The sequence below is a fragment of the Streptomyces sp. NPDC001493 genome (genome assembly GCF_053597235.1).
Genome location: NZ_JBSFHV010000035.1, coordinates 13,376 through 33,686, shown reverse-complemented (window position 1 = coordinate 33,686; position 20,311 = coordinate 13,376). Strand labels below are relative to the sequence as shown.

Annotated in this window: 15 protein-coding genes; 14 read left to right on the top strand and 1 reads right to left on the bottom strand. The window is 72.7% G+C overall.

Annotated elements, in window-relative coordinates:
- The first annotated feature begins 58 nt into the window (after window positions 1–58).
- On the top strand, window positions 59–1,687 hold the full coding sequence (locus ACWCWD_RS33415) for a family 43 glycosylhydrolase (protein WP_450778798.1): 1,629 nt from the start codon (window positions 59–61) through the stop codon (window positions 1,685–1,687).
- Window positions 1,688–1,924: 237 nt separating this feature from the next.
- Here the strand turns inward: ACWCWD_RS33415 and ACWCWD_RS33410 are convergent, their stop codons facing one another.
- Window positions 1,925–3,550 carry a CehA/McbA family metallohydrolase gene (locus ACWCWD_RS33410; RefSeq protein WP_450778796.1) on the bottom strand — a complete coding sequence of 542 codons (1,626 nt, stop codon included), beginning with the start codon at window positions 3,548–3,550 and terminating at the stop codon, window positions 1,925–1,927.
- Window positions 3,551–4,242: 692 nt separating this feature from the next.
- Between ACWCWD_RS33410 and ACWCWD_RS33405 the strand changes: the two genes are divergently transcribed.
- The 13 genes from ACWCWD_RS33405 to ACWCWD_RS33345 all read left to right on the top strand — a co-directional run bounded on the left by ACWCWD_RS33405 (window position 4,243) and on the right by ACWCWD_RS33345 (window position 20,311).
- Window positions 4,243–5,400 (top strand): ROK family protein, encoded by a 1,158-nt coding sequence (locus ACWCWD_RS33405; protein ID WP_450778794.1) that lies wholly within the window; start codon window positions 4,243–4,245, stop codon window positions 5,398–5,400.
- A gap of 560 nt (window positions 5,401–5,960) precedes the next feature.
- On the top strand, window positions 5,961–7,142 hold the full coding sequence (locus ACWCWD_RS33400; RefSeq protein WP_450778792.1) for an ROK family protein: 1,182 nt from the start codon (window positions 5,961–5,963) through the stop codon (window positions 7,140–7,142).
- A gap of 365 nt (window positions 7,143–7,507) precedes the next feature.
- Window positions 7,508–9,025: a sugar ABC transporter ATP-binding protein gene (locus ACWCWD_RS33395; RefSeq protein WP_450778791.1), complete on the top strand. Its 1,518-nt coding sequence runs from the start codon at window positions 7,508–7,510 to the stop codon at window positions 9,023–9,025.
- Window positions 9,022–10,041, top strand: coding sequence for an ABC transporter permease (locus ACWCWD_RS33390; protein WP_450778789.1), 1,020 nt, complete (start codon window positions 9,022–9,024; stop codon window positions 10,039–10,041). Before ACWCWD_RS33395 ends, ACWCWD_RS33390 begins: the two co-directional genes overlap by 4 nt.
- Before the next feature lie 17 nt (window positions 10,042–10,058).
- Window positions 10,059–11,099, top strand: a complete 1,041-nt coding sequence (locus tag ACWCWD_RS33385) for a substrate-binding domain-containing protein (protein WP_450778787.1) — start codon at window positions 10,059–10,061, stop codon at window positions 11,097–11,099.
- Window positions 11,100–11,223: 124 nt separating this feature from the next.
- Entirely contained in the window at window positions 11,224–12,432 is a 1,209-nt protein-coding gene (locus ACWCWD_RS33380; protein WP_450778785.1) for a Gfo/Idh/MocA family protein, read from the top strand.
- 9 nt (window positions 12,433–12,441) lie between these two features.
- Window positions 12,442–13,449, top strand: coding sequence for a sugar phosphate isomerase/epimerase family protein (locus ACWCWD_RS33375; RefSeq protein WP_450778783.1), 1,008 nt, complete (start codon window positions 12,442–12,444; stop codon window positions 13,447–13,449).
- 342 nt (window positions 13,450–13,791) lie between these two features.
- Window positions 13,792–15,117, top strand: a complete 1,326-nt coding sequence (locus ACWCWD_RS33370) for a ThuA domain-containing protein (RefSeq protein WP_450778781.1) — start codon at window positions 13,792–13,794, stop codon at window positions 15,115–15,117.
- Between the two features lie 212 nt (window positions 15,118–15,329).
- Window positions 15,330–16,511, top strand: coding sequence for an inositol-3-phosphate synthase (locus ACWCWD_RS33365; RefSeq protein WP_450778866.1), 1,182 nt, complete (start codon window positions 15,330–15,332; stop codon window positions 16,509–16,511).
- Window positions 16,512–16,687: 176 nt separating this feature from the next.
- Window positions 16,688–17,584, top strand: coding sequence for an SCO3242 family prenyltransferase (locus ACWCWD_RS33360; protein ID WP_450778864.1), 897 nt, complete (start codon window positions 16,688–16,690; stop codon window positions 17,582–17,584).
- The gene (locus tag ACWCWD_RS33355; RefSeq protein WP_450778779.1) at window positions 17,581–18,624 is read left to right on the top strand and encodes a sugar phosphate isomerase/epimerase family protein; all 1,044 of its coding nucleotides are present in this window, start codon (window positions 17,581–17,583) and stop codon (window positions 18,622–18,624) included. The genes ACWCWD_RS33360 and ACWCWD_RS33355 overlap by 4 nt, the downstream gene beginning before the upstream one ends.
- On the top strand, window positions 18,621–19,463 hold the full coding sequence (locus ACWCWD_RS33350) for an EboA domain-containing protein (protein ID WP_450778777.1): 843 nt from the start codon (window positions 18,621–18,623) through the stop codon (window positions 19,461–19,463). Before ACWCWD_RS33355 ends, ACWCWD_RS33350 begins: the two co-directional genes overlap by 4 nt.
- Window positions 19,463–20,311: a TatD family hydrolase gene (locus ACWCWD_RS33345; protein WP_450778775.1), complete on the top strand. Its 849-nt coding sequence runs from the start codon at window positions 19,463–19,465 to the stop codon at window positions 20,309–20,311. Before ACWCWD_RS33350 ends, ACWCWD_RS33345 begins: the two co-directional genes overlap by 1 nt.

Genomic DNA, 20,311 nt, shown 5'->3' with positions numbered 1-20,311 from the left:
TCCCCCTTGATCGTCAGGAGCCCGGACCCCGGGGAACCAGTGGAAGGCCGAGAATCGCGTGCGAGACGGATCTGCGCAGGTCGTACGGAACCCCGTGCTGCCCGGTACCCACCCCGATCCCTCGATCGTGCGGGTCGGTGACGACTACTACCTGGCGACCTCGACGTTCGAATGGTGTCCGGGCGTCCGCCTGCACCATTCCCGGGACCTGGTCCACTGGGAGCCCCTGGGCGGGGCGCTGGCGGGCCCGCCGGCGCTCGACCTGACCGGATGCCCCGACTCCGGCGGCGTATGGGCGCCCAGCCTGAGCCACGCCGACGGGCTGTTCCACCTCGTCTACAGCAACGTGTCGGCGTACACCGGCGGCTTCTCCGACGCACCCAACCACCTCGTCACCGCTCCCTCGGTCCACGGCCCCTGGTCCGAGCCGGTCCTGCTGCACGCGCGCGGCTTCGACGCGTCCCTCTTCCACGACGGCCCCGACAGCTGGCTGATCAACCTCGTCCACGACTGGCGGCCCGGGCACGGCGGGTCCGCCGGCCTGGAAGCGACCCGCTACGACCGTGCGGCCCGCGCCCTGACAGGCGACCCCGTCCTCATCGGCCTGCCTCCCGGGGACAGCTGGATCGAGGGCCCCAACCTCTACCGCGTCGGTGACTGGTACTACCTGCTGACGGCCGACGGCGGCACCGGCTACGACCACCAGGTGACCGTCTCCCGCTCCCGTACCCTGACCGGCCCGTACGAACGCGATCCGGGCGGCCCGCTCATCACCGCACGCCACCGCCCGGACCTGCCCCTGCAGAAGGCCGGTCACGGCAGCCTCGTGACGACGCCCGCCGGTGAGACGTACCTGGCCTACCTCGTGGCCCGCCCGCTCGGCCGGCACGGGCCGTGCATCCTGGGCCGGGAGACGGCCCTGGCACCCGTGACCTGGACTCCCGAGGACTGGCCCCGCGTCCCGACGGGCGAACCCGCCCTGCAAGTGGCCGCCCCCGCCCCCGTACGGCGCGAGGCACCCCCGGAGGACACCCCGGCCCCGGGCGCCCACCTGGCCGACGAGTTCGACCGGCCCGTCCTGGGGGCCCAGTGGTCCACGCTCCGGCGCCCCGCGGCACCGGAGTGGCTGTCGCTCACCGACCGCCCCTCCCACCTCAGGATCCGGGGAGGCCGCGCCCCGCACAGCCTCGTCGGGCCGAGCCTGGTGGCCCAGCGGGTGACCGCGCCCCGCTGCTTCTTCGAAGCCACCATGGAGTACCGCCCCGAGGCCTTCCAGCACCTCGCCGGGATCACCGCGTACTACAACACCCGCAACTGGTACTACCTGTACGTCACCGCCGACGACGAGGGCCGGCCCGTCCTGCGCAGAGCGAGCAGCGACCGGGGCGTACTGGCCGTCGACGAGGCCGGCGGGATTCCCCTCGACGGCATCGCCAGGCTGCGCCTGGGGTGCGAACTGGACGGCGGGGAACTGCGCTTCCACTACGACACCGGCTCGGGCCGGCGCCCCGTCGGAGAGGCGGCCGACGCGACCGTGCTCTCCGACGAGCACGCCGAGGACGTCCACGAGGGCCAGGTCAGAGCCATGGGCTTCACGGGCGCCTTCGTCGGACTGTGGGTCTGGGACCTCACCGGAAGAGGCCACCACGCGGACTTCGACGCCGCGACGTTCACAGCGGAAGGGTGAGCGGGGCCCAGCGGCACGCCCCCCCCCCCGACGCCCCGCCCACCGCTCAGCCGAAGGGAGGCGGGGAGCGGTCTCGTGCTTTCTGCCACGAGGGCCGGCGTGAGACTCCCGCCCCCGGCGCGCCGGTGCCGTGCTGCCGCGCTCGATCAGCAGGAGAAGAAGCACCGGCACGGTGCGGGCGGGCCCGCCGTCGAGCAGCACCGCCCGACCAGGGCGGGCAGCGCTTCCGGCCTGCCCTCAGCGCCCCGACGTCTTCAGGAAGACCGGGTTGGTGAGGGCGGCCATCGGGCCGAACATCAGGGCGTCGCCCATGGTGTTGCCCTGCCCCGCCGAACCGTTCGCCATCGGGTGGCGGACCTCGGCGCGCACGTACGCGGCGAGCGAGGTGGTCGTACGCCACACCACCGTGCCCGAGCCCTCGGCGCCCAGCGACTCCTGGTGCATCTGGCCCTCGTCGGTGATGAAGCGGACCGTGCCGTTCGGTACGCCCTTCACGTCGAGGCGGACGTCCACCGGCGCGTCCGCGGGTGCCTTGAGGGTCTCGCCGATCCCGGCCTGCCGCGCGTCGCCGCTCACGGTGAAGGTCAGCTCCACCGCGGCGGACTCGGCGATCCAGCTGCGCCCGGCGCGGATTCCGTCCATGATCGAGTCGGTCTGCAGGTCGTCGGCGAGCACCACGTTGTGCGGCAGGCCGATGACCTGCGGGGTGCTGTGCGCGTCGCTGTTGCCCATGGCCGGCACCCAGCGGCCGCCCGAGCGCACCGCCTCGCCGATCTTCTGGTCCCAGGTGCTGATGGCGTGCTCGTCGTCGTACGTCCACGGGCCGGTCCACACCTCGGTGGCGTCCGCGTCGTCGAAGCCGAACTTCCACTGGCTCGCCACGTACGCGCAGTACATGTGGGCGGGCACCACGAGGCCACCGCCGCGGCGCACCTGACGGGCGAAGCGGGGGAAGGCGTCGTCGCGGTTGCGGTAGCGCCAGTCGATCCACTCGCCGGGGGGAAGGCCGAGGGCGAGCCAGTGGCCATTGCGGGTGGTGACCTCCTCACCGGTGATGATCAGCAGGTCGGAACCGGCGTACTCGCCCCACACCGCGTGCGCGGACGAGGTGTTGTGGTCGGTGGAGACCATGAAGTCCAGCCCCGCGTCCCGCGCACCGGCCGCCACCTCGGCGGGCAGGCGCTTGCCGTCCGAGTGGACCGTGTGCAGGTGGCAGTCGCCCCGGTACCAGGCACGGCCGCGGCCCCTGGCCCGCTGCGGCGGGAAGCTGCGGGGAGCGGCCGGGCCGGGCTCGCCGTACGTCAGGGTCACCTGGACCTGGTAGTTCAGCCCCTGCGGCGCCACCTGGTACGGCCCGAGCACGATGTGCCAGGTGCCGCGGCCGACCTTGCCCGGCAGATAGCCCGGGGTCGCCTCGCCGTTGCTGATCTCGAAGGAGGTACGCGAACCGCCGGACCAGCCCCGGAAGCCGCGCCCGCCCAGGCCGGTGCCGCGCTCGTCGAAGATGCCGATGTCGCAGGAGTTGCCGGGTGTGCCGGAGGGGACCGCGGGCTTGTCGTACGCGTACGACACGGCGATCTTCCGTACGCCGGACGGGACCTCGACGGGCAGATAGACGAAGTCGGCCACGCCGGTGGCCAGATGGCCACTGATGACATGCGTCGCCTCCGCGCCCTGCGGGGCGGACTCCGCAGCCTGGGCCGACGGGGCGAACGCCATGGGGGCGAGGGTGAGGGCAGCCGCGCCGGCGACGCCCGCCGCCAGCAGCCCGCGGCGCCCCGGCCCGTCCCCGGGTTCGTCGGTCCGTCCGGCGTCGGGGCGGAGGATGTCCACCTGGTTCTCGCAGTGTCCGTCAAGGCACATGGGTCGTCCTAAAAAAGTGTGTTCTGGTGAAAGCCGTTTACTTTTTGACTCTTGGTGACCTCCGTGAACATGGTGTGGCCCCGGCATGGCGGCGCGAGGTACCGACGGTGGCGGAAGCACGCCGGTGCGGAGGCCCGGGGCTCGATGCCTCAAGGTCCTGACTTTTCCGCCGGATCGCTGGTGAGCTCCTCGGCCATGGTGTCAGTGGTCACCTGCTGGGCCCGGACACTGAATCGGTGCACGAACCGCCTTAAGCGCAGGGGGAGTTGACGATGGATGAGGGATTCTCGCGGTCGAGCGCGCGGTAGAAGGAGTCGAACCAGCGGTAGCCTGCGCCGCCGCCCGGCGGGACAGGGCCGCGTCGGCCAGCTCCAGGGCGGAGGGCTGGGGGTCGGACGTCGCGGCCTCGGCGAACAGCAGCACGCCGGACAGCAGAGCCGCCGCGACGGCCGAGGCAGCGGCGGCGGCCACGAGTACCGGCTTCGTCCGGGGGCGTCGCGGAGTGAATTTCACCGACGGCGTCCTCTCTGTCCGAGTCCGGCCGGGAGCCGGACGCGGAGAGGAGGCTATGGAGCAACTTTTTGACCGTCAATAAGTGAAAACAGATATGGTTCCGGCGGGTTTTGTGTGAAGCGCAAATTACCGTTTGGCCAATGATGGGTAAAACTGGAGTGTGCCACTATCATCGGTCCATGGATGTGGCTTCCGATCGCTCCTCACCCCGCAACAGAACCAGGGAAGAGATCTTCCGGGTCATTCAGGGCGGCGGTGCACTGACGCGTGCGCAACTCGTGGAAACCACCGGTCTGTCACGGAGCACCGTCAATCACGCGGTCTCCCGGCTCATCGCCGAGGAGCGGGTGAAGGAGGAGGATCCCGAGGCGAAGGGGCCGGGGAGCGGCAGCGGACGCCCGGCGGGGGTGCTGAGATGCGTTCCCGGCGGGGCCAGTTCGGCGGCGCTCGACTTCGGACACACCCACATCAAGGTCGCCGTCGTCGACGACACGGGCCGGATGCTGGCCCAGCGGCGTGCCGACCTGAACGTCGACCTGCGCGCGTCCGAGGCCATGGACGCGGCGGCGGACATGCTCGCGGAACTCCGCCGCGAGCATGCCGTCGACGACCTCTCGACCGTGGTCGCGGGGATCCCGGGACCACTCGACTCCGCCACCGGGCTGGTGCGTTCGCCCACCATCCTCTCCAGCTGGGTCGGCCTCGACCCCGGGAGGGAACTCGAACGCCGGCTTGGCCTGCGGGTCCACGTCGAGAACGACGCCGTACTCGGCGCCTACGGCGAACTGCGGTGCGGCGCCGGGCAGGGCTACTCCGACTTCCTGTACGTGAAGGCGTCCCACGGCATCGGCGCGGGGATGGTGCTCGGCGGTGAGCCGTACCGGGGGGCTCTCGGTATCGCCGGGGAGATCGGCCACACACCGCTGCCCGGCTACACGGAGCTGTGCCGGTGCGGCCGACGTGGCTGCCTGGAGGCGGTGGTCTCGGTCGAGTCCGTCAAGGCGCAGATCGCCCACACCCATCCCAGCCTGGACGCCGACGTTTCCTTCGGGGACCGGCCGGACGATCCGACCACCTGGCGGATCCTGAACGACGCGGGCCGCATCCTCGGCGAAGTGCTCTCGGTCCTGAGCAACCTGCTCAACCCGGCCGCGGTCATCATCGGCGGCGAACTCGGTGCCGCCGGCGGCGCCCTCCTGGAGGGTGTGGCGGCGACGGTGCACCGCAGTGCCCAGCCCGCGATCGCCGCGTCCCTCGACGTCCTCCCCGCCCAGCTGGGAAGGGACGCGGAGCTGATCGGCGCGGCGGCGCTCGCCGCCGCGTTCGCACGGAAGTGACCGGAAGCCGAAGGTCGTGGGAGCGCTCCCGCATGGGTCTGTCGGCGCGCTCCCGCGCGTCCTTCGGGGGCTGACGACCACGCCCGCGACGCGGCCGCTCCGACGGGCCCTGGACGGCTTGACCGGCCCGGGCGAACGAGGAGTTGAACCCGTCGAGCCGGATCAGGGCCACCGGGTCGGCGGGGGAACGTAACCGGTGGGCGAAGGCAGGCGGCCGGGCTCCTCGTCCCGGGACGCCCGGGGCCTTCCGCTGCCGCCCGGCGCCGTGACGGCGCACGTGAGTGCGGCGCGCGAGAGCCCGGTCCCGGATCCGCCGGACCAGGCGCGCGCGTCGCTGATGCGGGCCGGTGCGCTGCCGTACCGGCCGGTTCGCGCTCCGGTACCCCGGACGAACGAGGCCGTCCAGCAGGGGCTTTGTCCTCCGAGCGGAAAAAGTCTGCGCGGATCGACGCACGACTTCTTCACGACCGTGCCGTTGACTGCTACGTTCCACCGAAAGCAGGAACCGCAAGTCCAGTGCACACAGGTCGAGTTGTGGCTAGGGGGGACACGTGAGACGCATGACCGAACGACCGGCGAACGCCCACCAGGCCCACCTGCTCAAGCTGTTGCGCGACCACGGTCCGCAGTCCCGGGCGCGCCTCGGCGAACAGGTCGACCTCTCGCGATCGAGGCTTGCCGTGGAGGTGGACCGGCTGCTGGAGACCGGGCTGGTGGCCGCCGACGGCCTCGCCGCCTCACGCGGCGGGCGCCGGTCCCACAATGTCCGGCTCGCACCGGGTCTCCGTTTCCTCGGTGTCGACATCGGCGCGACGTCGGTCGACGTCGCCGTCACCAACGCCGAACTGGAGGTGCTCGGTCACCTCAACCGGCCCATGGACGTACGCGAGGGCCCCGTCGCGGTCTTCGAGCACGTGCTGGATCTGGCGGCGCAACTGAGGAAATCGGGACTCGCGGAAGGCTTCGACGGCGCCGGGGTCGGAGTGCCCGGACCGGTCAGTTTTCCCGAGGGTGTGCCGGTCGCACCGCCGATCATGCCCGGCTGGGACGGCTTCCCCGTGCGGGAGGTGCTCGGTCAGGAACTCGGCTGCCCGGTCATGGTCGACAACGACGTGAACCTGATGGCCATGGGGGAGCGGCACGCGGGCGTCGCCCGCTCGGTGACCGACTTCCTCTGCGTCAAGATCGGAACCGGCATCGGGTGCGGCATCGTCGCCGGCGGTGAGGTCCACCGCGGAGTGACGGGCAGCGCCGGAGACATCGGGCACATCCAGGCGGTCCCCGGCGGCCGGCCGTGCACCTGCGGCAACCGGGGCTGCCTGGAAGCGCACTTCGGCGGTGCGGCACTCGCCCGCGACGCCACCGAAGCGGCCCGGCAGGGCCTGTCCGCCGACCTCGCGGCCCGGCTCGCGGCGAAAGGCACCCTCACGGGCGTCGACGTCGCAGCCGCCGCGGCCGCGGGGGACGCCATCGCGCTCGATCTGATCCGCGCGGGCGGAACCCACGTCGGGCAGGTCATCGCCGGGCTCGTCTCCTTCTTCAACCCCGGCCTGGTGGTGATCGGCGGCGGGGTGACCGGCCTCGGCCACACCCTGCTCGCGGCCATCCGCACTCAGGTCTACCGCCAGTCGCTGCCCCTGGCGACCGGCAACCTGCCGATCGTCCTCGGAGAACTGGGCCACGACGCCGGAGTCATCGGCGCCGCCCGGCTCATCAGCGACCACCTCTTCTCACCCGCGTAAGGCGCTCCCAGCACCCAGCCAACGCCCCCCGGTACAGCGCACCGCACCGTCCGTACCGCCAGGCACCGCTCGTACCGCCAGGCACCGCTCGTACCGCCAGGCACCGCTCGTACCGCCCGCACACGGCACAGCTCCGCCCCGCACACGGCACAGCTCCGTACGTTCCGCACCGCCACTGCCGCTCCGCAGCACCCGCACCGCGAGCCACAGCACCGTGAGCCACCGCACAGCACGAGCCACCGCACCGCCGCGATCCGCGCAGCGCGTCCTCGTACCGCGCCCGCGTGCCCGAATCCGACCCGCCCGACCCGACACCAGGTGCTCCAGCCCTGACCGAGGCCGTATGTCTGCCGAGGGGAACCCACATGGCACTCCAGCCACCGCTGCTCCACATGTCCGGCATCACCAAGTCGTTCCCCGGTGTCCGCGCCCTGGACGGCGTCGACCTGGAGGTCCAGGCCGGTGAAGTGCACTGCCTGCTCGGCCAGAACGGTGCCGGCAAGTCCACCCTGATCAAGGTTCTCGCGGGTGCCCACCAGCCCGACACCGGCACCATCCACTGGCGCGGCGAGGCCGTGACCCTGCGTTCGCCCATCGCCGCCATGCGTCTCGGCATCGCCACCATCTACCAGGAACTCGACCTGGTGGAGCATCTGTCGGTCGCCGAGAACATCCACCTCGGCCACGAGCCGACCACCGCCGGGTTCGTGGTCAGGGGCCGGGCCGCCCGTACCGCGTCCACCGAACTCCTGCGACGGCTGGGGCACCCCGAGATCGACCCCGCCCGTCTCGTCGGAGACCTGTCGGCCGCGCAGCAGCAGATCGTTTCGATGGCCCGTGCGCTCTCCCACGAGGTCCGGCTCATCGTCATGGACGAGCCGTCCGCCGCCCTCGATCCGGACGAGGTCGACAACCTGTTCAGGATCGTCGGGACGCTGACCGCGGAAGGCGTGTCGGTGGTCTACATCTCGCACCGCCTGGAGGAGATCCGCCGCATCGGCGACCGCGTGACCGTGCTCAAGGACGGCCGGGCGGTCGCGGGCGGACTGCCCGCCGACGCCACCCCGACCCACGACATCGTCGCCCTGATGACCGGGCGGAACGTCGAATACGTCTTCCCCCGGCGGCCGGAGTCCCCGCCCGCCGGGCCCCCGGTCCTGGAGCTGCGCGGCCTCGCCCGCGCGGGCGAGTTCGAGCCGCTGGACCTCACCGTCCGCCCCGGTGAGATCGTCGGCCTCGCCGGACTCGTCGGCTCCGGCCGCTCCGAGATCCTGGAGACCCTCTACGGCGCCCGCAGGCCGACGTCCGGACAGGTACTCGTCGACGGAAGCCCGTTGCGGCCGGGCAGTGTGCGTGCGGCGGTCCGGGCCGGCATCGGCCTCGCCCCCGAGGAGCGCAAGGCGCAGGCGCTGCTGATGCTGGAGTCCGTCACCCGCAACGTCTCCCTCTCCACGCTCTCCCGCTTCTCCCGTGCCGGCTGGCTCGACCGCCGCGGAGAACGGTCGGCCGCCCGCGCGGCCACCCGGGAACTGTCCCTGCGCCCCGACAACCCGTCGGTTCCCGTCCGCACCCTCTCCGGCGGGAATCAGCAGAAGGCGGTGCTCGCCCGCTGGCTGCTGCGCGGCTGCCGCGTGCTGCTGCTCGACGAACCGACCCGGGGCGTCGACGTCGGAGCCCGCGCCGAGCTGTACGCGGTCGTGCGGCGGCTGGCCGACGAAGGACTCGCGGTGCTGCTCGTGTCCAGCGAGGTTCCCGAAGTGCTGGGCCTCGCCGACCGCGTGCTGGTGCTGCGCGAGGGCCGTGTCGTGCACGAGGCACCGGCCCGCGAACTCGACGAACACCGCGTACTCGACATCGTTCTGGAAGGAAGCCCGGCATCATGACGCAGCACGCCTCCCCGCCCCGCGACAGCACCGACAAGGCGCAGTCGGCCGGCGACCTCCCCGTCTGGCGCTCCCTGGTGGCCCGCGCCGACATCCGTACCCTTTCGCTGGTCGGCGTGCTCCTCGCCCTCGCCGTCGTCGGCGGAATAACCAAACCGGACGAGTTCCTGGACACCCAGAACCTCCAACTCGTCCTCACCCAGGCGTCGGTGATCGGCGTCGTCACGGTCGGCATGACCTTCGTCATCACCTCCGGCGGCATCGACCTGTCGGTCGGCGCGGTCGTCGCCCTCGCCTCGGTGTGGGCGACCACGGTGGCCACCCAGGAGTTCGGTTTCGCGGGCATCCTCTTCACCGCGCTGCTCGTCGGCGTGGCCTGCGGGTTCGTCAACGGGCTGCTCATCTCCTTCGGTGGCATGGTCCCGTTCATCGCCACCCTCGCCATGCTCGCCTCGGCCCGCGGGCTCGCGCTCCAGATCACCGACGGCAAGACGCAGATCGTCACCGTCGACGGGCTCCTGGGCCTCGGCGAGCGGGACTCGTACGTGCTCGGCATCCCGCCCCTCGTCCTGGTCTTCGCAGCCGTGACGGTCGTCGGCTGGCTGGTGCTCAACCGCACCACCTTCGGGCGCCGCACCATCGCCGTCGGCGGCAACGCCGAGGCGGCCCGGCTCGCCGGCATCGACGTACGCCGCCAGCGGCTCTACCTCTACCTGCTGTCCGGACTGTGCTGCGGCATCGCCGCCTTCATGCTGATCATCCTCTCCGGGTCCGGACAGAACACCAACGGCAACCTCTACGAACTCGACGCCATCGCGGCCGCGATCATCGGCGGAACCCTGCTCAGCGGGGGACGCGGCACCATCACCGGCTCCGTGCTCGGCGTCCTGATCTTCACCACGATCACCAACATCTTCGCCCTGAACAACCTGCAGAGCGACGTCCAGCAGATTGCCAAGGGCGCGATCATCGTCGCCGCGGTGCTCGTCCAGCGCCGCACCGCGAGCACGACCTGAGGAAGGGGTTCACCGTCATGTCACACCTCACCAGCCGCAGAGGGCTGCTCTTCGGGAGCGCCGCCATCTCCGCCGGAGCGCTGCTCACCGGTTGCACGAGCAACGAGAGCAAGGACGAGAAGCCCGCCGCCGCCGAGCGGCCGGCCGCCGACGACCAGCCCGGCAAGCCGGTCACCATCGGCTTCGCAGGCCCCCAGGCCGACCACGGCTGGCTCAACGCGATCAACGACAACGCCAAGAGCCGCGCCAAGAAGTACTCGGACGTCACCCTGGAGATCACCGAGGGCTCCAACGACACCGCCGCGCAGATCGGCCAGATCGAGACCCTGATCAACAAGAAGGTCGACGTCCTGGTGATCCTGCCCGCGGACGGCAAGGCCCTCACCCAGGTCGGGCTGAAGGCGATGCGCGCCGGCATCCCGGTGATCAACCTGGACCGGATCTTCAACACCCCGCAGGCGTACCGCTGCTGGATCGGCGGCGACAACTACGGCATGGGCTTCAACGCCGGTCACTACATCGGCGAGAAGCTCAAGGGAAAGTCCGGCGCCCGCGTCGTCGAGCTCGCCGGTCTGGACAACCTGGAGCTGACCAAGCAGCGCACCCAGGGCTTCGACGACGCCCTCAAGAACTACCCCAACATCCAGAAGGTCGCCCGCCAGGCCGCCGACTTCACCGTCGAGTCCGGCCAGGCCAAGATGGCCCAGCTCCTCCAGGCCCAGTCGAAGATCGACGCCCTGTGGAACCACGACGACGACCAGGGCGTCGGCGCGCTGCGCGCCATCGAGCAGGCCGGGCGCGACGAGTTCCTGATGGTCGGTGGCGCCGGGGCGCTCTCCGCCTTCGAGGTGATCAAGCAGGACAGCGGGGTCCTGAAGGCGACCGTGCTGTATCCGCCGACGATGGCCGCCTCGGCCATCGACCTGGCCCGCGCACTCGGCCAGGCCAAGGGGGTCGGCGGCCTCGCCGAGTACGAGATCCCCTCGTCGATCACGCTCTACTCCGCCGTCGTCGACAAGGACAACGTCGACCAGTACATGCCCACCGGCTTCCGCTGACGGGCCAGGCCGTGTCCGCGGCGTCCCGCCGCGCGCCCGGAAAGGGGCGCGGGCCCGGACGGACGCCGCGGACACGGCCTCCGTACCCCCACGGATCTACGAAGAGGATGAGGAGGACCCACCCATGGGACACCCGGAGCAGATCGAAGGGCCGGAAGCGGCGAAGCCACCGCTCCGCGTCGGAATGGTCGGATACGCCTTCATGGGCGCCGCCCACTCCCAGGGCTGGCGCACCGTGGGCCGCGTCTTCGACCTGCCCCTGAGACCGGTCCTGGCGGCCGTCTGCGGCCGGGACGACGCCGCGGTCCGGGCGGCGGCCGACCGGCACGGCTGGGCGAGCGCCGAGACCGACTGGCGCGCCCTGGTGGCGCGGGACGACATCGACCTCGTCGACATCTGCACCCCCGGTGACAGCCACGCCGAGATCGCGCTGGCCGCGCTGGCCGCGGGCAAGCACGTGCTGTGCGAGAAGCCCCTCGCCAACACGGTGGCGGAAGCCTCCGCGATGACCGTCGCCGCCGAAGCGGCGGCCGCCCGGGGGCAGTTGACGATGGTCGGCTTCAACTACCGGCGGGTGCCCGCCACCGCCCTGGCCCGCCGGATGGTGGCCGAGGGCAGGATCGGCACCCTGCGGCACGTACGGGTGTCCTACCTCCAGGACTGGCTGGTGGACCCGTCCTTCCCGCTCACCTGGCGGCTGCGCAAGGAGCACGCCGGCTCCGGCGCGCTCGGCGACCTGGGCGCGCACATCGTCGACCTCGCGCAGTACCTGGCCGGTGAACGGCTGGCCGGCGTCTCCGCGCTCACCGAAACCTTCGTGCGGCGGCGTCCGCTGCCCGCCGGGCCCACCAGCGGCCTCGCCGCCGGGGCGGTGGCCGGCACCGGGGAGGTCACCGTGGACGACGCCGCCGTCTTCACCGGACGGTTCGACTCCGGCGCCCTCGCCTCGTTCGAGGCCACCCGCTACGCGACCGGGCGCAAGAACTCGCTGCGCATCGAACTCAACGGAGAACGGGGGTCGCTCGCCTTCGACCTGGAGCGCCTGAACGAACTCGCGTTCCACGACGGCACCGAACCCGGAACGCACGCCGGGTTCCGCCGGATCCTCGTCACCGAGCCCGACCACCCCTATGTGGAGGCCTGGTGGCCCCCGGGCCACGGCCTCGGCTACGAGCACTCCTTCGTGCACCAGGCCCGCGATCTCGTCCACGCCATCGCCGAGCGGCGCGCTCCTTCACCCTCCTTCGCGGACGGGCTGCAGGTCCAGCGGGTACTCGCCGCGGTGGAGGAGAGCGCGGAGAAGAACTCCGTCTACACCCCGATCGCGTTCTGAGGAGGACCCGTGCCGCGCAATTTCACGCTCTTCACCGGTCAGTGGGCAGACCTCCCTCTGGAGGAGGTCTGCCGTCTGGCCCGCGACTTCGGCTACGACGGCCTCGAACTCGCCTGCTGGGGAGACCACTTCGAGGTCGACAAGGCGCTCGCCGATCCCGCCTACCTGGACTCGCGGCGCGAGCTCCTGGACCGGTACGGGCTCAAGTGTTGGGCCATTTCGAACCACTTGGTGGGACAGGCCGTCTGTGACGCCATCATCGACGAACGCCACCAGGCCATCCTGCCCGCCCGGATCTGGGGCGACGGCGAGGCCGAGGGCGTACGGCGGCGTGCCGCGGCCGAGATCGCCGACACCGCCCGTGCCGCGGCGGCCTTCGGCGTCGACACCGTGATCGGGTTCACCGGCTCGGCGATCTGGCATCTGGTCGCCATGTTCCCGCCCGCCCCCGAGTCGATGATCGAGCGCGGCTACCAGGACTTCGCCGACCGGTGGAACCCGATTCTGGACGTCTTCGACGCCGAGGGTGTCCGTTTCGCCCACGAGGTCCACCCCAGCGAGATCGCCTACGACTACTGGACCACCCGGCGCGCCCTGGAGGCCGTCGGCCACCGGCCCGCCTTCGGACTCAACTTCGACCCCTCCCACTTCGTGTGGCAGGACCTCGATCCGGTCGGCTTCCTCTGGGACTTCCGTGACCGGATCTACCACGTCGACTGCAAGGAAGCCCGTAAGCGCCTGGACGGACGGAACGGACGGCTCGGCTCCCACCTGCCGTGGGGCGACCCCCGCCGCGGCTGGGACTTCGTCTCCGCCGGCCACGGCGACGTCCCCTGGGAGGACGTCTTCCGGATGCTGGGCTCCATCGGTTACCAGGGGCCGGTCTCCGTCGAGTGGGAGGACGCCGGCATGGACCGGCTCCAGGGCGCCCCCGAGGCCCTGACCCGGCTCAAGGCGTTCGACTTCGACCCGCCGAAGGCGTCCTTCGACGCGGCCTTCGGCACGCAGACCTCCTGACCCGGGCGGCTCCGGGGCCGGGCCGCCCCGGCCGCCACCGGCCCGTGACGACCGGGGCCCGGCCCCGGAGCCCGCCCCGCGATCCTCACTCCCGCTCCCCGGGACGACGGCACATCCCGGCGTACCGCGCCCGCCCGTACAGACCAGCCCCACTCTGGAGGCGTTCGTGCACGGCACCGACCGCACCACCCACCACCCCCACACCCCCGCACACCACCACCCACCGACGTCGGCGACCCCGCGAGGCGGTGACCCTGCCGGGCCGCCGCACGGTCGTCCGGCGGAGCGCCGCGCTCCTCGCCGCGGACGGCTCGAACTCCACCACCGGCCGAGGGGGCTGTGATGCGTACGACCGGCAGACTGACGACGGCCGCGGCGGGAGCGGCCCTTCTCCTGGGCTGCGTGGCGGGCCCCTCCGCCGCACATCCGGCCGAGGCCAAGCGCGTCCTGGTCTTCTCCAAGACGGCCGGGTTCCGTCACGACTCGATCCCCGAGGGGATCGCGGCCGTACGTGAACTCGCGACGCAGGGCGGCTTCGCGGTCGACGCCACGGAGGACTCCGCCGCCTTCACCGCGAAGAACCTGCGCCGCTACGACGCGGTCGTGTTCCTGTCGACGACGGGAGACGTCCTCGACGACCACCAGCAGCGGGCCTTCGAGGGCTACATCCGCCACGGCGGCGGGTACGTGGGCGTCCACGCCGCCGCCGACACCGAGTACGACTGGGACTTCTACGGCGGCCTGGCCGGCGCCTGGTTCCAGGCGCACCCGGCGATCCAGCCGGCCACGGTGCGCGTGGAGGACCGCGCGCACCCGTCGACAGCGGGTCTGGCACGGACCTGGAACCGTACGGACGAGTGGTACAACTACCGCTCCAACCCGCGTGAACACGCCCACGTCCTCGCCTCGCTCGACGAGTCCTCGTACCAGGGCGGCACCATGGACGGCGACCACCCGATCGCCTGGTGCCAGGAGTACCGGGGCGGCCGCGCCTTCTACACCGGCGGCGGTCACTCCAAGGAGTCCTACGCCGAACCCGCCTTCCGGCAGCACCTGCTGGGCGGAATCCGCTGGGCCATCGGCGAGGCCCAGGCCGACTGCCGGCCGGAGAACGGCTACCGGCCGCTGTTCGACGGCACGTCCCTGGACGGCTGGCAGCAGGCGGGGCCGGGCTCCTTCGCCCTGTCGGAGGACGGCACGCTGACCTCCGACGGCGGGATGGGGCTGCTCTGGTACGCGGGCCAGAGCTTCGGGTCGTACTCCCTGAAGCTCGACTGGAAGGCGGAGGGCGACGACAACTCGGGTGTGTTCGTGGGCTTCCCGCCCTCCGACGACCCGTGGTCGGCCGTGGACCACGGCTACGAGATCCAGATCGACGCCACCGACACACCGGACCGCACCACGGGCTCCGTCTACGGATTCAAGTCCGCCGACCGGAAGAAGCGCGACCGCGCGCTGAACCCGCCGGGGGAGTGGAACACGTACGAGATCCGGGTGGAGGGCGAGCACCTGCGCATCTGGCTCAACGGCGTACGGATCAACGACTTCACCAACACCGATCCGTCACGGAGCCTGCGCGAGGGACACCTCGGCATCCAGAACCACGGAGCCGGTGACCAGGTGTCGTTCCGCGACATCCGGATCAAGGAGCTTCACGGGTCCCGATGACACCACGTCCGGTGCCGCCGGCATCGGCACCGGACGAGCATCGCGGGCGGGGCGCGCCGTAGCCCCGTCCGCCGTCCTCGCCCCGGGCCGCGCGCCGGTTCCCGCCGGCGACGCGTCCGGTATCCGCAAGGCAACCCGCACGGCATTCGTACCGCACCGCACACGCAAGGCACGCAGGGAATTCACCCGGCAAGGAGGCTGCCATGTCTGTCATGTCCGCGTCTGTTTCGGCTCGGGTGGGAGTGTGGCTGATCGGCGCCCGCGGCTCCGTCGCCACCACCACCGTCGCCGGCTGCGCCGCAGTGGCCGCCGGTCTGCACCCGCCCACCGGAATGGTCACCGAGGCACCTCCGTTCGCCGACGCGGGCCTGCCCTCCCTGGCCTCGCTGGTGTTCGGCGGCCACGACGTAACTGACTGCCCGCTGCCCAAGCGCGCGGAGCAACTGGCGGCGGCCGGAGTGCTGCCGCACGGCCTCCCGGCCGTCGTGGCCGCCGAACTCGCCGCGGCGGACGCGGAGATCAGGCCGGGCGGCCCGGTGGCGGGGGACACCCGCGACCCCGACGAGGTGATCTCCGCCTTCACCCGGGACATCCAGGACTTCGCACGCAGACACGATCTGGTCCGCACGGTGGTCGTCAACGTGTCGTCCACGGAGCCCGCCGCCACCGGCGCGGCCCTGCCGCCCAGCTCGCTGTACGCGGCGGCCGCCCTGCGGGCCGGGTGCGCGTACGTGAACTTCACCCCGTCGACGGGCCTGCACCACCCGGAGCTGGCCGATGCGGTGGCGTCCTCGGGCCTGCCGTACGCCGGCCGGGACGGGAAGACCGGCCAGACGCTGCTGCGGTCCGTCCTCGGCCCCATGTTCGCCCAGCGGGCCCTGGCGGTCCGGGCCTGGTCCGGAACCAACCTGCTGGGCGGCGGTGACGGAGCCGCCCTCGCCGACCCGGCCGCCGCGGCGGCGAAGAACGCGGGCAAGGAGCGGGTCCTCGCCGACACCCTCGGCACCACACCGCAGGGCGTGGTGCACATCGACGACGTACCCGCGCTCGGCGACTGGAAGACCGCCTGGGACCACGTCGCGTTCGACGGCTTCCTCGGCACCCGGATGATCCTCCAGACCCTGTGGCAGGGCTGCGACTCGGCACTCGCCGCCCCGCTGGTCATCGACCTCGCCCGGCTCGCCCTGCGCGCCCAGGAAGCCGGTTTCCAGGGGCCGTTGGACGACCTCGGGTTCTATTTCAAGGACCCGGTGGGAGACAGCCCCGCAGCCTTGGGCGAGCAGTACGCGGCGCTGCTCCGCTTCGCCGGGCGGCTGCGCGACGGCGCGGTCCCGGCGGGTACGGAGGCGGGCGCCGCCGCTCCGGAGAACCCCGCCCTGGAGGAGGGGTGCTGAGGAGCCTGGTGTCGACGCTCCGGTCCGCGGTGCGCCGCCCGGGCGGCCGGGTACCGGCTGCGGCCCCCGCACCCGGGCCCCGCGCCCGCCCCCTCCCGCCCCGGCCGGAGAGCGCACCCCGGCAGACGCACCCCGGGACCACCCCGGCGGACGCACCCGCCCGCCGGGGCCCCGACCTGCGGGCCTGGGCCGAACTGCTGCGCCTGCCGGCCCTGTTCACCGTTCCCGGGGACGTACTGGCCGGAGCATCCGCGTCCGGCGGGCGCCCCAGCCCCCGCACCCTGCTGGCCATCGGCGCGTCCCTCTGCCTCTACGAGGCGGGCATGGCCCTCAACGACTGGGCCGACCTGGACGAGGACACCGCCGAGCGCCCCCACCGCCCGCTGCCCTCCGGCCGGGTCCGCCCCGGAGCCGCCCTCGCGGCGGCCTCCGTCTGCACCGCGGCGGGCCTTGCCCTGGCCGCCAGGGCGGGCCGCCCCGCCCTCGCCGTCGCGATCCCACTGGCGGCGGCGGTGTGGGCGTACGACCTGGGGCTCAAACGGACCCCGGCCGGCCCCGCGGCGATGGCGGCGGCACGCGGTCTCGACCTGCTTCTCGGTGCGGCGGCGACCCGGCCGGGTACCCGCGGCGTCCGGCACGCGGCACCCTCCGCGGCTCTGCTCTCCGCCCACACCCTGGCCGTCACCGCGGTCTCCCGGCGGGAGACGACCGGCGGCGCCCCGCTCGTACCGCTCGCCGCGCTCGCCACGGCCGGCACCCTCACCCTGATGCTCGGCGGCCGGCCCGGCATGCGCGGAGCATCCTCCACGCCCGCCCCGTCGACGGCCGCCGGGGACCTCCTGTGCACCGGCATCGCCACCGGCTACGCCATGACGGCCGCCCGCCCCTACCTCCACGCGGCCCTCAACCCGTCACCCGCCCTCACCCAGCGCGCCGTCGGCGGCGGCATCCGCGCCACCATCCCGCTCCAGGCCGCGCTCTGCGCCCGTTCCGGCGCCCCGGCCACCGCCCTGCTGACCGCCGTACTGGCCCCCCTCGCCGCCAGGTTCGCCCGGAAAGTGAGCATCACATGAGCCCTCTGGCCGACCTCCCCGCGACCTCGGCAACCGGCGCGCCGCTGCGGTTCGGGTACGGCAGCAACGGCCTGAGCGACCTCCGGCTCAACGACGCCCTCGGTCTCCTCGCCGACCTCGGCTACGACGGAGTCGGGCTCACGCTCGACCACATGCACCTCGACCCGCTCGCCCCGGACCTCGGCGCGCGTACCCGCCGCGTCGCCGCCCGGCTGGCGGGGCTCGGGCTGGGCGTGACCGTGGAGACGGGCGCCCGGTACGTCCTCGACCCCCGCCGCAAGCACGGCCCCACCCTCCTCGACGCCGACCCCGCCGACCGGGCCCGCCGCACCGACCTGCTGGTCCGCGCGGTCGGGATCGGCGCCGACCTCGGGGCGCACGCCGTGCACTGCTTCAGCGGAATCACCCCCGAGGGCACGGACCAGGACACCGCCTGGCAGCGGCTGACCGAGTCCATGACCCCGGTCGTGGACGCCGCCGCGACCGCCGGGATCCCCCTCGCCGTCGAACCCGAACCCGGCCACCTCCTCGCCACCCTCGCGGACTTCCACCGGCTGCGCCACGCGCTCGGCGACCCCGGGCACCTCGGCCTCACCCTCGACATCGGCCACTGCCAGTGCCTCGAACCCCTCCCGCCCGCCGACTGCGTCCGCGCCGCCGCCCCCTGGCTGCGGCACGTCCAGATCGACGACATGCGGCGCGGCGTGCATGAGCATCTGCCCTTCGGCGACGGCGAGATCGACTTCCCGCCGGTCCTGGCGGCCCTCGCCGCCACCGGCTACCAGGGCCTGACCGTCGTCGAGCTGCCCCGGCACTCGCACGCGGGGCCCGAGCAGGCCACCCGGTCCCTCCCGTTCCTGCGCCGGGCCGCCGCCACCGCGACCACGCACCACCGAAAGCCACCGGACAGCGCACCCGGTCCGGACAGCTCATCCCGTCCGGTCGGCGCGCCCCCAGGTCCCGACAGTGCACCCGCTCCGGACAGCGCACCCCCTCCGCCCGGCACGCTCACCGCCACCCCCGAAGGGAGACCCGCATGACACCCCGGACCACCGCCCCGGACGCCACCACCGCGACCGTCCCGGACACCACCGCCCCGGACGCCACCACCGCGACCGTCCCGGACACCACCGCCCCGGACGCCACCACCGCGACCGCCCCGGGCACCACCGCCCCGGACGCCACCACCGCGACCGCCCCGGACACCACTGGGCCAACCGGCACCACCCTCGCCGCCAGCTCCACCGACACGCTGCTCGCCCTGCTGCGCACCCGGCTCCACCCCGCCGCCCGCACCTGGCTGGACCGTGCCCTCGCCGACGCCACCGCGCCCCCGCGCGACCACGGCCCCCTGCCCGCATGGGAGGTGCGCCTCGCCGAAGCCGGCCGCCGCTGCGGCCCCCTGCACGCGGACGCCACCCGCGTCCTGCTGCTGCGCGCGGCCCGCGCCGACACCGACACCCTCACCCGTGTCTACCGGCAGGGCACCGCCGACGAGCGCCGCGCCGTCCTGTACGCCCTGCCCGCCCTCGTACCGGGCCCGGACGCGCTGCCCCTCGTGGAGGACGCGCTGCGCACCAACGACACCCGGCTCCTGGCCGCCGCCGTCGGCCCCTACGCCGCCCGCCACCTGGACGCCCACGCCTGGCGGCACGCCCTCCTCAAGTGCCTGTTCACCGGCGTCCCCGTCGACACGGCGGCCGAGCCGGCCCGGCGCGCCCACGGCGACACCGAACTCGCCCGCATGCTCCGCGACTTCGCCGCCGAACGCACCGCCGCCGGCAGGCCCGTGCCCGAAGACCTCCACCGGCTGCTGTCCCTCACCGGTGCCCCGGCATCCCCGCACCCGTCGGACGACCCCCACGGCAAGGAGTCCTGATGCGCCTCTTCGATCCCCACATCCACATGACCTCCCGCACCACCGACGACTACCGGGCCATGAGCGCCGCCGGAGTGCGCGCCGTCGTCGAACCCTCCTTCTGGCTCGGGCAGCCCCGGACCTCGACCGCCTCCTTCCTGGACTACTTCGACTCCCTGCTCGGCTGGGAACCCTTCCGCGCCGCGCAGTACGGCATCGCCCACCACTGCACCCTCGCCCTCAACCCGAAAGAGGCCAACGACCCCCGCTGCGCCCCGGTACTCGACGAACTGCCCCGCTACCTCGTCAAGGACCAGGTCGTCGCGGTGGGCGAGATCGGCTACGACTCCATGACCCCGGCCGAGGACACCGCTCTCGCCACCCAGCTCCAGCTCGCCGCCGACCACGGGCTGCCCGCCCTGGTGCACACCCCGCACCGGGACAAGCTCACCGGACTGCGCCGCACGCTCGACCTCGTCCGCGAGTCCGCGCTGCCGGCCGACCGGGTCCTCGTCGACCACCTCAACGAGACCACCGTCGACCTGGCCGCCGACAGCGGCTGCTGGCTCGGCTTCTCCGTCTACCCCGACACCAAGATGGACGAGAAGCGGATGGTCGCGATCCTCCGTACCCACGGCCTCGAACGCATTCTGGTCAACTCCGCCGCCGACTGGGGCCACAGCGACCCCCTGAAGATCCGCAAGGTCGCCGACCTCATGCTCGCCGACGGCTTCACCGACGACGACGTCGACCGGGTGCTGTGGCGCAACCCCGTCGCCTTCTACGGACTCAGCGGGCGCCTGAACCTGGACGCGTCCGCCACCGGACCCGCGCACGAGGGCAACAGCATCCAGCGTGGCGGGGAGTGA